Here is an 11,788-nt window from a genome sequence, read left to right as displayed (position 1 = left end):
CTTGTTATGGGTTCAGCGGCCAGTGCCGGGCGCAGGCCTCGCGCACCGCGACGGCACCCTGGAGGTCGAGCAGCGGCTGGCTCAGCCGGCGGCATTCGGCGGCATCCAGCTGGCGCACCCGGTCCTTGATTTCCCCCACCTGCGGCGGGCTCACCGACAGTTCGCGCACGCCCAGGCCGATCAGCACCGGGGTGGCCAGGGGATCGGAAGCCAGGGCGCCGCAGACGCCGACCCAGCGCCCATGGCGCTCGGCACCGCTGCAGGTCTGGGCGATCAGTCGCAGCAGGGCCGGGTGCAGGGCGTCGACCCGCGCCGCCAGTCCGGCATGGTCGCGGTCCATGGCCAGGGTGTACTGGGACAGGTCGTTGGTGCCGATGGAGAGGAAGTCGGCGTGTTCCGCCAACTGCTCGGCCATCAGGGCCGCGGCCGGCACTTCGATCATCACCCCCAGTTCCGGCTGTTGGGTCAGGCCCAGTTCGGCGGCGAGCTGCTTCAGGCGCTGGCGGATGTGCAACAGCTCGGCCACTTCGGTGACCATCGGCAGCATCACCCGGCAACGTTGCACCGGGCTGACCTGCAGCAGGGCGCGCAATTGCTGGTCCAGCAGCTCCGGTCTTGCCTGAGCCAGGCGGATGCCGCGCAGGCCCAGCACCGGGTTGGCTTCCACCGGCAATGGCAGGTAGTCCAGCTGCTTGTCGCCGCCGACATCGATGGTGCGGATGATCACCGGCTTGTCGCCCATGGCGTCGAGCACTGCCTGGTAGGCCTGGCGTTGCTCGGCTTCGTCCGGGGCGGTCTGCCGATCGACGAACAGGAACTCGGTGCGCAGCAGGCCGACGCCATCGGCGCCACCCTGGTGCGCGTCCCGGGCCTCGGCGCTGGAGGCGACGTTGGCCGCCACCTCGATCGACTGGCCGTCCCGGGTCAGGGCCGGGTCACCGGCTTGCTGGCGTTGCTGCTCGCGGCGCTGTCTCCGGGCCGCAACGACCTCTTGCACCCGGGCGATGCGTTGCGGGTCCGGTGCCAGTTCCAGGCGTCCGCCATCGGCATCGAGTACCACTGCCGGAAGGTGCTCCAGCTCAAGCAGCTCCGGGCCCAGGGCCACCACGCAAGGCAGGCCTTTGCTGCGGGCGAGGATGGCCACGTGGGAGGTGGCGCCGCCGGCGGCCATGCACAGGCCGGCCACGCCCTGGGCGCTCAGTTGCAGCAGGTCGGACGGGGTCAGCTCCTGGGCGGCGACAAGGGCCCCCGGGGGCAACTGGTACTGCCAGGCTTCGCCGAGCAAGGCCCGCAGCACCCGTTGTTGCAGGTCCCGCAGGTCGTTGGCGCGCTCGGCCAGCAACGGATTGCCCAGTTGTTGCAGGACCTGGCATTGCTCGGCGATGGCGGCGCTCCAGGCATGGGTGGCGGCGCGTCCCTGGGCGATGGCGGCGTCGGCGGCGTCCAGCAGGGTCGGGTCTTCCAGCAGCCCCAGGTGGGCGTTGAAGATGTCCTGTTCCTGCTGATCCCGACGTTGCCGGGCCTGTTCCAGGGTGCGCAGGATATCCCCACGCACCTGCTCCAGGGCCGCGCTCAGGGCCTGGCGCTGCGACTCGGGTTGGTGCTGGCCGCTGTCCTTGGGCAGCTCCATGGCGTTGAGGCGCACCAGGGGGCCGCAAGCCAGCCCGGGTGCCGCGCAGACGCCTTGCAACACGCCAGCCTCGGTGGCCGGGCGCAGCACCTGGAGCGCGGCCGGCGCTGCGGCGTGGGCATCGTCCGCCAGGGCGCTGCCTAGCGTCTTGAGCAGCGCCTGCAAGGCGGCCTGGCAATCATCGCCCTGGCAACTGACCAACACTTCATCCTGTTCGCCGATGCCCAGGCCCATCAGGGCGATCAGGCTGGTGCAGGGAGCGCTTTTGTCCTTGAAGCTCAGCTGTGAGTGGCTGTTGAATGCCGCCGCGGTCTGGCGCACCAGCGCGGCCGGGCGAGCGTGCAGCCCGCCGCGGTGGGCGACCCTGATCCGGGCGCTGGCCTGCTCGCTGGCGTCGGCCCGGGAAAGCTCCGGCCTGGCGGCATCCGTGCGGCGGCTGAGATGCAGCAGCGGCTCGCCGACCTTGACCGAAGACAGGTTCAGGTGACGCAGTTCGAAGTGTTCGCCGTTGGTCAGGATCATCAGGCTGATCAGGCTCCGGCAGTGCTGCGCCACATGGTCCAGGTCAAACCGCAGCAGGGGCTGGCCGGCGCTGACTTGCTGGCCTTGTTCCACCAGCAGGGCAAAGCCTTCGCCTTGCAGTTCGACGGTGTCCAGGCCCAGGTGCAGCAGCCATTCGGCACCGTTGGCGGCCCGCAGCGTGACCGCATGGGCGGTGCGCGCGATCTGCACCACTTGCCCGGCGCAGGGCGCGTGCAGCGTGTCGTTGAGCGGGTCGATGGCAATCCCGTCTCCCATGGCGCCACTGGCGAACACCGGGTCGGGGACGCTGCTCAGCGGCAGGACAGGCCCGCTGAGGGGGGCACTGAGCGTCAGGTCGTTATTGTTGTTGTGCATGGCGCAGTACTCATCGATCAAAGGGGCTTAGTGCGTGCGGGTCACTTTGCTCAGGTGGCGCGGCTGATCCGGGTCCATGCTGCGGGCCTCGGCCAGGCCGGCGGCCATCACATAGAAGCTCTGGATCGCCAGGATCGGGTCCAGCACCGGGTGTTCCGCGCGGCTCAGGGTCAGGTCCCGCTCACCGATGTCATCCGGCGCCGCCAACAGCACCTTGGCGCCGCGCTGGCGCATGTCCGCCGCCAGGCTCAACAGGCCGCCCTGTTCGGCGCCCCGGGGGGCGAACACCAGCAACGGGTAGTCGTGGTCGATCAGGGCCATCGGGCCGTGGCGCACTTCGGCGCTGCTGAAGGCTTCGGCCTGGATCGCCGACGTTTCCTTGAGCTTGAGCGCCGCTTCCTGGGCGATGGCGAAGCCGGCACCACGGCCGATCACCATCAAGCGCTGGCAATCGCGCAGGGCATTGACCGCCAGGTTCCAGTCCTGGGTCGCGGCCTGTTGCAGGCCCTCGGGCAGAGCCAGGCCGGCCTCCAGCAGGTGGCTGTCCTCGTTCCAGTGACCGATCAGCCGGGCGCTGGCGCTGAGGGTGGCGATAAAGCTCTTGGTCGCCGCCACGCTCTGCTCGGTGCCGGCGTACAGCGGCAGGGAGAATTCGCTGGCGGCCTCCAGGGGGCTGTGTTCGGCATTGACCATGGCCACGCTGAGGGCCCCGCGCTTGCGCAGCAGGCGCACGCTGTTCACCAGATCCGGGCTCTGGCCCGATTGCGAGAAGGCGAACACCGCCTGGCCGCTGACCCGCAAGGGCGCCTGTTGCATGGTCACCACCGACATCGGCAGCGAGGCCACCGGGATGCCCACCTGTTGCATGGTCAGGTAGGCGAAGTAGCTGGCGGCATGGTCGGAGCTGCCCCGGGCCACGGTCATGGCCACTTGTGGCGGCTGGCGGCGCAGGCGGCCGGCGACCTCGACCAGGGACGGGTCCAGGTGCTGCAACTGGCTGCGGACGGCGCTGTGCGAGGACAGCGCCTCTTTAAGCATTTTTGAAGTCAATGTCTTCTCCTTCGACCATGACGGCGGTCAGTGTGAGTGCGCGGTCCAGGCGCACGCTGTCGGCCCAGCTGCCGGGTTGCAGGCGGCCGCGTTCGGGGATGCCGAGGTAATCGGCGGGAAATTGCGACAGGCGCTGGGAGGCCTCGGCCAGGGGCAAGCCGATCTTCACCAGATTGCGCAGGGCCTGATCCATGGTCAGGGTGCTGCCGGCCAGGGTGCCGTCCGCCAGGCGCACGCCGCCCAGGCACTTGGTCACGGTGTGGCTGCCGAGCCGGTATTCGCCGTCGGGCATGCCGGCGGCGGCGGTGGAGTCGGTGACGCAGTACAGGCACGGGATCGAGCGCAGGGCCACGCGCATGGCGCCGGGGTGCACGTGCAGCAGGTCGGGGATCAGCTCCGCGTACTGGGCATGGGCCAGGGCGGCGCCGACGATGCCCGGCTCACGGTGATGCAGGGGGCTCATGGCGTTGTACAGGTGGGTGAAGCTGGTGGCGCCGGCGGCGAGGGCGGCCACGCCTTCTTCGTAGCTGCCCAGGGTGTGGCCGATCTGCATGCGCACGCCGCGGGCGCTGAGTTCGCGGATCAGCGCGTCGTGGCCGGCGATTTCCGGGGCGATGGTGATCACCCGGATGGGCGCCAGTTGCAGGTACTTCTCCACTTCCGCCATGAGCGCGGTGTGGGCGAAGTTGGGCTGGGCGCCGAGCTTGCCGGGGTTGATGTAGGGGCCTTCCAGGTGCACGCCGAGCACTCGGGCACAGCCCTGGGGGCGCTGCTCGGCGTAGACCCCGAGCTCGGCCAGGACCTGGCTGATTTCCGCGCTGGGGGCGGTCATGGTGGTGGCCAGCAGCGAGGTGGTGCCGAAACGCACGTGGGTACGGGTGATGGTTTCGAAAGCTGTGCGGCCTTGCATGACGTCCTGGCCGCCACCGCCGTGGACGTGCAGGTCGATGAAGCCCGGCAGCAGGTAGGGCAGGTCATTGTCCGCCGGGTCGCAGGGGCTGCCTTCGATGGCCACAACCTTGCCGTGCTCATGGACCAGGCGGCCACGGACCCAGCCTTGGGGCGTGAGGATGTTGTCTTCGGACATGGGCGTTTCTCTGGCTCCAGGGGGCGGATTCAGCGTCGCAGCTCGGCGACGAAGTCGTAGTAGTCGTTGCGGCAATAGGTGTCGGTGACTTCGATCGGCGTGTTGTCTTCCAGGTAGCCGACCCGGGTCATCAGCAGCATGGCGGTGCCGGGGGCAATGCCCACCAGGGCGGCAAACTCGTCCGAGGCATTGATCGCCTGGATGTGCTGCAGGGCCCGGACCACGGGGCGGCCGATGCTGTCGAGGTACTCGTAGAGCGAATCACCCACCGCCTCGGGCCTGGCAATGATGCTGGCCGGCAGGGTGCTCATCTCAATGGCCATGACCGCATCGTCGGCTTTGCGCAGGCGCTTGAGCCGCGCCACCTTGTCGTTGGGCGACAGGCCGAGGCGGATCAGTTCTTCGTGGGTCGGCGGGGTGAGGGTGCGTTCCAGCCACTGCGAGCCGGGGACGAAGCCTTTGAGGCGCAGCATCTCGCTGAAGCCGGAAAGACGCGACAGGGGCTGTTCGAGGCGCGGAGTGATGAAGGTGCCCGAGCCCTGGCTGCGACGAATCAGGCCTCGCTCGAAAAGCACCTCCAGGGCCTTGCGCGCGGTCACTCGGGAGATGCCCAGCAGTTCGCTGAGGTTGCGTTCCGAAGGCAGTGCCTGCTCGGCTTTCCATTGGCCGGAGTGGATCGCCGCTTCCAGGTTGCGGGCCAGTTGCAGGTACAGCGGGGTCGGCTGGGAGTCGTCGGGACGCAGGGTCAGGAGGTGATTCATCTATAGGTTTTCCGATGCGGTTATTAGGTTGTTGTCGCCCGGTAATGCCGAAAAACTAATACCACTTAAATACCATGTCAACGCCACCTATCGGGCTGAAGTGCAGTAAATCCGGCGCTTTCGGGGTGCCTGAGAGGATAAATGATTGAAGTGGTATTAGGCAGGTCTGGCCGCGAAGGCCTTGAGTCGAGGTGGCGACCCGCAGCGGGTCGCCAAGTGGTATGCGCGCCCGGGGAGGGCGGCGGGGGGAGAAATATTTTTTGCCGGGAGGCCGTTAAGGGCGGATTTCGATCAGCGTGCCGTCTTTCACCAGGCCCCAGACTTCGCGCATGTCGACGTTGCGCATGGCGATGCAGCCATCGGTCCAGTCCAGGGTGTGGAAGTACTGCTCGGGAAACTCTTCGGTGTCCGGGGTGCCGTGGATCATGATCATGCCGCCGGGATTGACCCCTTCGCGACGCGAGCGGGCGGCATCGGTGATGTTCGGGTAGGAGATGTGCATGGCCAGGTTGTAGCGGTCGCTGGTCTTGCGCCAGTCGAGCCAGTAGAGGCCTTCCGGGGTGCGTTTATCGCCTTCCATGAGCTTGGGCCCCTTGGGCTTCTTGCCCAGGGAGATCCGGTAGGTTTTCAGTGGCTTGCCGCCATTGATCAACTGCAGTTGATGGGCGGATTTGAGCACCAGGACCTTTTCGATGACCTTGCCGTCCAGGGTTTCCACCGTGGAGGCCTGAGACAGAGTGACGACGGAACAGCACAGCAGGGCAAGCAACCAGCGCATTGACACGATATCCCCAGGCGCGCACAGATTCCGTGCACGTTTTTATTGTTTAACTGATGGCAGGCTGAGAGAGCGGCGGAATGGATTCGGAGCGTACGGCATAAGCCTGTGCCCGCCGGTCAGCGAAGAAGCATTCTAAGGTACGACCGACGGTGCGGAAAGCCAGCTCGGACCAAGGGATATCGGCTTCCTCGAACAACTGCACTTCCAGGCTCTCGGGACCGGCGGCAAAGTCCAGGTCCGCCAGCTCGGCGCGAAAGAATACATGCACCTGGCTGATGTGCGGCACGTCGATCAGGGTGTAGATATTCAGGTTGCGCACCCGGGCGCAGGCTTCCTCGAAGGTTTCGCGGATGGCCGCCTGTTCCACCGTCTCGCCGTTTTCCATGAAGCCCGCCGGCAGGGTCCAGTAGCCCAGGCGCGGTTCGATGGCGCGGCGGCACAACAGCACCTTGCCTTCCCAGGTCGCCAGGCAGCCGGCAACGATGTTGGGGTTCTGGTAATGGATGGTCTGGCAGTGATCGCAGACAAAGCGCAGGCGCGAATCGCCGTCGGGAATGCGCTGGGTCACCGGGTTGCCGCACTGGCTGCAAAATTTCATGAGGGGTATCCGAAAAGGCTGGGGCTATCTTGGCGCGCCGTCCGGTTGTCGGCAAGTTGTCGTTAAGCGACATGCCCGGGAGCGGGGGTTGGGCCACCGATTGGATTGGTGCATGATGCACGGTAGCCAACAGATCGAGATGCCTCATGCTGGACGAGCTACTTCATCGGGTAAGCCATTACACCCCACGAACCCTGGAGACCGACCGACGTTTCCCCGAGGCTGCGGTGCTGGTTCCCATCACCCGCAGCGACGAACCGGAACTGGTGCTGACCCTGCGTGCCAGCGGGCTGTCGACCCATGGTGGTGAAGTGGCCTTCCCCGGTGGCCGGCGCGATCCGGAAGACCCGGACCTGATCTTCACCGCCCTGCGCGAGGCCGAGGAAGAGATCGGTCTGCCGCCGGGACTGGTGGAGGTCATCGGCCCCTTAAGTCCGCTGATTTCCCTGCATGGGATCAAGGTCACGCCTTACGTCGGGGTGATTCCCGACTACGTCGAATACCGGGCCAATGATGCCGAGATTGCCGCTGTTTTCAGCGTGCCCCTGGAGTTTTTTCGCCAGGACCCGCGCGAACACACCCACCGTATCGACTACCAGGGCCGCAGTTGGTATGTCCCCAGCTACCGTTTCGGCGAGTACAAGATCTGGGGCCTGACCGCGATCATGGTGGTCGAACTGGTCAACCTGCTGTACGACGCCGATATCAGCCTGCATCACCCGCCGAAATCCTTTATCGACACCTGAAGCCATGGCTTGGCATGGCATAAACCGCGGCTGCCTGAACCATAAGGACAACAAGATGAAATACCGCCTGGGCGACGCCCGAGTCGACACCCATCCACAGAGCTGGGTGGCCCCGAATGCCACCCTGGTGGGCAAGGTCAAGCTCGAAGAAGGGGCCAGTGTGTGGTTCAACGCCGTGTTGCGTGGCGACAACGAACTGATCCTGATCGGCAAGCACAGCAACGTCCAGGACGGGGCCGTGATGCACACCGACATGGGCTTTCCACTGACCCTGGGTACCGGCGTGACCATCGGCCATAACGCCATGCTGCATGGCTGCACCGTGGGCGACTACAGCCTGATCGGCATCAATGCGGTGGTGCTCAATGGCGCGAAGATCGGCAAGTACTGCATCATCGGCGCCAACGCGCTGATCGGCGAGGGCAAGGAAATCCCCGATGGCTCGCTGGTCATGGGGTCGCCCGGCAAGGTGGTGCGCGAGCTGACCGAGGCACAGAAGAAAATGCTCGAAGCCAGCGCCGCCCACTACGTTCATAATGGCCAGCGTTATGCCCGAGATCTGGTTGAGCAAGAACAATGACTGCCCCTGAAAGACCCGTCGCCTCGCCTTGCGTGAGCATCTGTGCCCTGGATGAACAGGACATCTGCACCGGCTGTCAGCGCACGGTGGAGGAAATCACCCGCTGGAGTCGCATGGACAACAACGAGCGCCGCGCCGTCCTGGCCCTGTGCCACGAGCGGGCCAAGTCCAGTGGACTGTTGTGGATGGTCGGTTCCAGCTCGGCGAGCTGATCCGGCCATTCGCCGGCTCCTGCAGGCGATGCGCGGGAGCCAGCTTGCCGGCGCAAGGGTTTCTTGGCCCAACCCCTGGCCTGCAGTAACCTGTGCGCCTTCCCGACAGGTACTCTTCGCCCCATGCTCTTCCTGATCACCTATATCAGCAGTGTCGTGCTGATCAACTACGCCTTTTCCGTCGCGCCGCAGCTGGATATCGTCTGGTCGGCCTGGGGCGGGCTGGTGTTTGTCCTGCGGGACATGGTGCAGACTCGCTTCGGCCATGGCGCCGTCGTCGCCATGCTGGCGGCCCTGGTGTTGTCCTATGTCACCTCCGACCCGACCATTGCCCTGGCCAGCGCCAGCGCGTTCGCCGTCTCGGAATGCATCGACTGGCTGGTGTTCAGCATCACCAAGCGGCCCCTGCATGATCGCCTGTGGATCAGTTCGGCCCTGAGCATTCCCCTGGATACCTTCATCTTCTACGGCATGATCGATGCCATGACCCCGGGGGTGATCCTCACCGCCCTGGGCTCGAAGTTCGCCGGGGTCACCGTGGTCTGGCTGGCCATGGCCTGGCGTTTGCGCAAAGCGGCGTGCGCCGGCTGAGCCAAAGGCCGCGGTTCATGTAAAATGCCGCGCTCTTTCCCCCTTGGGTCGTCCGCCTGGCGCTCGGCCCTCGATGATTCGCTCCTTTGAGGACCTTCAGATGACTCGTATCGGAACTCCATTGTCGCCAACCGCGACCCGCGTCTTGCTTTGTGGCTGTGGTGAGTTGGGCAAGGAAGTGGTGATCGAGCTGCAACGCCTGGGTGTCGAGGTGATTGCCGTGGACCGCTACGCCAACGCCCCGGCGATGCAAGTGGCCCATCGCAGCCACGTGATCAACATGCTCGATGGCGCAGCGCTGCGGGCGGTGATCGAAGCCGAGAAGCCGCACTTCATCGTTCCGGAAATCGAGGCCATCGCCACTGCGACCCTGGTGGAGCTGGAAGCTGAAGGCTTTACCGTGATCCCGACCGCGCGGGCCACTTCGCTGACCATGAACCGCGAAGGTATCCGCCGCCTGGCCGCCGAAGAGCTGGACCTGCCGACCTCGCCGTACCACTTCGCCGACACCTTCGAAGACTACGCCAAGGCCGTGCAAGACCTGGGCTTCCCGTGCGTGGTCAAGCCGGTGATGAGCTCCTCGGGCAAGGGCCAGAGCCTGCTGCGCAGCGTCGATGACGTACAGAAAGCCTGGGACTACGCCCAGGAAGGCGGGCGTGCCGGCAAGGGCCGGGTGATCATCGAGGGCTTTATCGACTTCGACTACGAAATCACCCTGCTGACCGTGCGCCACGTGGGCGGCACCACCTTCTGCGCGCCGGTCGGTCATCGTCAGGAGAAGGGCGACTACCAGGAATCCTGGCAGCCGCAGGCCATGAGCCCCAAAGCCCTGGCCGAATCCGAGCGTGTGGCCAAGGCAGTGACCGAAGCCCTGGGCGGCCGCGGCCTGTTCGGCGTGGAACTGTTCATCAAGGGCGATCAGGTGTGGTTCAGCGAAGTGTCGCCGCGCCCTCACGACACCGGCCTGGTGACCCTGATTTCCCAGGATCTGTCGCAGTTCGCCCTGCATGCGCGGGCGATTCTCGGCCTGCCGATTCCGCTGATCCGTCAGTTCGGTCCATCGGCTTCGGCAGTGATTCTGGTAGAAGGCAAATCCACCCAGACCGCGTTCGCCAACCTCGGCGTCGCCCTGAGCGAGCCGGACACTGCGCTGCGCCTGTTCGGCAAGCCTGAGGTCAACGGACAGCGCCGCATGGGCGTGGCCCTGGCCCGTGACGAGTCGATCGAAGCGGCCCGGGCCAAGGCGACCCGTGCTGCACAAGCGGTCGTCGTCGAACTCTGAGACGCATCGCGAGCAAGCTCGCTCCTACAAGGTCCGGATTGAACCTGTAGGAGCGAGCTTGCTCGCGAAGCGGTCGCTCAGACGACCCGATTCAAATCGTTATTGCGCGTTTCCTTCAGGCACAGCACCGCGATCAAGCTCAGGATCGCCGCCCCCGACACATACCCGCCTACCCAGCTCAACCCACCCATCGCCACCAGTTTCTGGGCGAAGAAGGGTGCGGCCGAAGCACCGACAATGCCCCCCAGGTTGTAAGCCGCCGAAGCGCCGGTATAGCGCACATGGGTCGGAAACAGCTCCGGCAGCAGCGCGCCCATCGGGGCGAAAGTCACCCCCATCAGAAACAGCTCGATGCACAGGAACAACGCCACGCCGGCGGTGGAGCCCTGGGTCAGCAGCGGTTCCATGGTGAAACCGGACAGAATCGCCAGCACGCCGCCAACCACCAGCACCGGCTTGCGCCCGAAGCGATCGCTGGCCCAGGCCGACAACGGGGTCGCCGCGGCCATGAACAGCACGGCAAAGCACAGCAGGCCGAGGAACGTCTCGCGGCTGTAACCCAGGGTGGCGACGCCGTAGCTCAGGGAAAACACCGTGGATATGTAGAACAGCGCGTAGCACACCACCATCGAGGCGGCGCCCAGCAGCACTGGCATCCAGTATTGGCTGAAGAGTTCCACCAGCGGCATCTTCACCCGCTCCTGGCGCGCCACGGCGTTGGCGAACACCGGGGTTTCGTGCAGCTTCAGGCGCACGTAGAGCCCCACCATCACCAGCGCGGCGCTGAGCAGAAACGGAATGCGCCAGCCCCAGGCGCGGAACTGCTCGTCGTCCAGGCCCATGGCCAGGGCCAGGAACAGGCCGTTGGCGGCGAGAAAGCCGATGGAGGGGCCCAGTTGCGGGAACATGCCGAACCAGGCGCGTTTGCCAGCCGGGGCGTTTTCCGTGGCCAGCAGAGCGGCTCCGCCCCATTCACCGCCCAGTCCGAGGCCCTGGCCGAAGCGCAGCACGCAGAGCAGGATCGGTGCCCAGGCGCCGATGCTGTCATAGCCCGGCAATACGCCGATCAGGGTGGTGCAGACCCCCATCAGCAGCAGCGAAGCGACCAGGGTCGATTTGCGCCCGATGCGGTCGCCGAAATGGCCGAACAGCGCCGAACCCAGGGGGCGGGCGAGAAAGGCGATGCCGAAGGTCAAGAAGGCCGAGAGCATTTGCGCGGTGCCGGAGCTCTGGGGGAAGAACACCGGTCCGATCACCAGCGCGGCGGCGGTGGCGTAGACGTAGAAATCGTAGAACTCGATGGCGGTGCCGATAAAACTGGCGGTGGCCACCCGAGAGGCGGAGTTGCTCGGTTGGGCAGGCGCCGCGGTGCTGTAGGTGGTGCTGGTCGTCATGCGGATATCCCTGACAGTCTGTGCTCCTGTGGAGCGAATTATTATGGTCGAGCACCCAGGGATGTGGGTTTGGCGCGCTCGTCACTCGGGATGGGAGTGACGTCGAACGGTGGCGGGTGATGCCTGCAGGATCGTCTGCGGTGCGGGTAGCACGCGGATCTGCGGGGCTTGGGTAAGCA

General features: G+C 65.8%; 12 protein-coding genes. 5 read left to right on the top strand and 7 right to left on the bottom strand.

The annotated features are described in order from the left end of the window. Positions 1-4: 4 nt before the first annotated feature. The 6 genes from ptsP to L1O02_RS25505 all read right to left on the bottom strand — a co-directional run bounded on the left by ptsP (position 5) and on the right by L1O02_RS25505 (position 6,804). Positions 5-2,527, bottom strand: a complete 2,523-nt coding sequence (ptsP, locus tag L1O02_RS25530; RefSeq protein ID WP_235758916.1) for a phosphoenolpyruvate--protein phosphotransferase — start codon at positions 2,525-2,527, stop codon at positions 5-7. A 27-nt stretch (positions 2,528-2,554) separates the two neighbouring features. Continuing rightward, a complete protein-coding gene (locus tag L1O02_RS25525; RefSeq protein ID WP_235758914.1) occupies positions 2,555-3,577 on the bottom strand; it encodes an SIS domain-containing protein in 1,023 nt (340 codons plus the stop codon). Further along, the gene (gene nagA / locus L1O02_RS25520; RefSeq protein ID WP_060837677.1) at positions 3,558-4,664 is read right to left on the bottom strand and encodes an N-acetylglucosamine-6-phosphate deacetylase; all 1,107 of its coding nucleotides are present in this window, start codon (positions 4,662-4,664) and stop codon (positions 3,558-3,560) included. Before nagA ends, L1O02_RS25525 begins: the two co-directional genes overlap by 20 nt. 29 nt (positions 4,665-4,693) lie before the next feature. Continuing rightward, positions 4,694-5,425: a GntR family transcriptional regulator gene (locus L1O02_RS25515; RefSeq protein WP_060837678.1), complete on the bottom strand. Its 732-nt coding sequence runs from the start codon at positions 5,423-5,425 to the stop codon at positions 4,694-4,696. A 274-nt stretch (positions 5,426-5,699) separates the two neighbouring features. Further along, complete coding sequence (locus L1O02_RS25510; protein ID WP_047301939.1) at positions 5,700-6,203, bottom strand: L,D-transpeptidase family protein; 504 nt, start codon at positions 6,201-6,203, stop codon at positions 5,700-5,702. 49 nt (positions 6,204-6,252) lie between these two features. Further along, positions 6,253-6,804 (bottom strand): NUDIX hydrolase, encoded by a 552-nt coding sequence (locus L1O02_RS25505; protein WP_060837679.1) that lies wholly within the window; start codon positions 6,802-6,804, stop codon positions 6,253-6,255. Positions 6,805-6,950: 146 nt separating this feature from the next. On the opposite strand from L1O02_RS25505, the gene L1O02_RS25500 reads away from it, so the two are divergent. From L1O02_RS25500 to purT, 5 genes are all read left to right on the top strand, one after another. Next, the gene (locus L1O02_RS25500; RefSeq protein WP_060837680.1) at positions 6,951-7,550 is read left to right on the top strand and encodes a CoA pyrophosphatase; all 600 of its coding nucleotides are present in this window, start codon (positions 6,951-6,953) and stop codon (positions 7,548-7,550) included. Between the two features lie 55 nt (positions 7,551-7,605). After that, positions 7,606-8,130, top strand: coding sequence for a gamma carbonic anhydrase family protein (locus tag L1O02_RS25495; protein WP_060837681.1), 525 nt, complete (start codon positions 7,606-7,608; stop codon positions 8,128-8,130). Further along, positions 8,127-8,342 carry a DUF1289 domain-containing protein gene (locus L1O02_RS25490; RefSeq protein WP_060837682.1) on the top strand — a complete coding sequence of 72 codons (216 nt, stop codon included), beginning with the start codon at positions 8,127-8,129 and terminating at the stop codon, positions 8,340-8,342. Before L1O02_RS25495 ends, L1O02_RS25490 begins: the two co-directional genes overlap by 4 nt. A gap of 123 nt (positions 8,343-8,465) precedes the next feature. Next, positions 8,466-8,933, top strand: a complete 468-nt coding sequence (locus tag L1O02_RS25485; RefSeq protein ID WP_060837683.1) for a VUT family protein — start codon at positions 8,466-8,468, stop codon at positions 8,931-8,933. Between the two features lie 100 nt (positions 8,934-9,033). Continuing rightward, positions 9,034-10,215 (top strand): formate-dependent phosphoribosylglycinamide formyltransferase, encoded by a 1,182-nt coding sequence (gene purT / locus L1O02_RS25480; RefSeq protein ID WP_060837684.1) that lies wholly within the window; start codon positions 9,034-9,036, stop codon positions 10,213-10,215. Positions 10,216-10,292: 77 nt separating this feature from the next. Here purT and L1O02_RS25475 read toward each other — a convergent pair whose 3' ends face one another. Continuing rightward, complete coding sequence (locus tag L1O02_RS25475; protein ID WP_060837685.1) at positions 10,293-11,609, bottom strand: MFS transporter; 1,317 nt, start codon at positions 11,607-11,609, stop codon at positions 10,293-10,295. Between the last annotated feature and the right edge of the window lie 179 nt (positions 11,610-11,788).

Origin of the sequence: Pseudomonas sp. BC42, from assembly GCF_021560055.1 — a bacterium.
In the GTDB taxonomy this organism is placed as follows: Bacteria; Pseudomonadota; Gammaproteobacteria; order Pseudomonadales; family Pseudomonadaceae; genus Aquipseudomonas.
The sequence above is the reverse complement of the archived record's forward strand: the minus strand, read 5'-3'. Positions and strand labels throughout refer to the sequence as shown.

Bases quoted from the DNA above. Each gene is read 5' to 3' on its own strand.
- ptsP (WP_235758916.1), bottom strand. From the start codon at position 2,527: ATGCACAACAACAATAACGACCTGACGCTCAGTGCCCCCCTCAGCGGG.
- nagA (WP_060837677.1), bottom strand. From the start codon at position 4,664: ATGTCCGAAGACAACATCCTCACGCCCCAAGGCTGGGTCCGTGGCCGC.
- L1O02_RS25515 (WP_060837678.1), bottom strand. From the start codon at position 5,425: ATGAATCACCTCCTGACCCTGCGTCCCGACGACTCCCAGCCGACCCCG.
- L1O02_RS25510 (WP_047301939.1), bottom strand. From the start codon at position 6,203: ATGCGCTGGTTGCTTGCCCTGCTGTGCTGTTCCGTCGTCACTCTGTCT.
- L1O02_RS25505 (WP_060837679.1), bottom strand. From the start codon at position 6,804: ATGAAATTTTGCAGCCAGTGCGGCAACCCGGTGACCCAGCGCATTCCC.
- L1O02_RS25500 (WP_060837680.1), top strand. From the start codon at position 6,951: ATGCTGGACGAGCTACTTCATCGGGTAAGCCATTACACCCCACGAACC.
- L1O02_RS25495 (WP_060837681.1), top strand. From the start codon at position 7,606: ATGAAATACCGCCTGGGCGACGCCCGAGTCGACACCCATCCACAGAGC.
- L1O02_RS25490 (WP_060837682.1), top strand. From the start codon at position 8,127: ATGACTGCCCCTGAAAGACCCGTCGCCTCGCCTTGCGTGAGCATCTGT.
- L1O02_RS25485 (WP_060837683.1), top strand. From the start codon at position 8,466: ATGCTCTTCCTGATCACCTATATCAGCAGTGTCGTGCTGATCAACTAC.
- purT (WP_060837684.1), top strand. From the start codon at position 9,034: ATGACTCGTATCGGAACTCCATTGTCGCCAACCGCGACCCGCGTCTTG.
- L1O02_RS25475 (WP_060837685.1), bottom strand. From the start codon at position 11,609: ATGACGACCAGCACCACCTACAGCACCGCGGCGCCTGCCCAACCGAGC.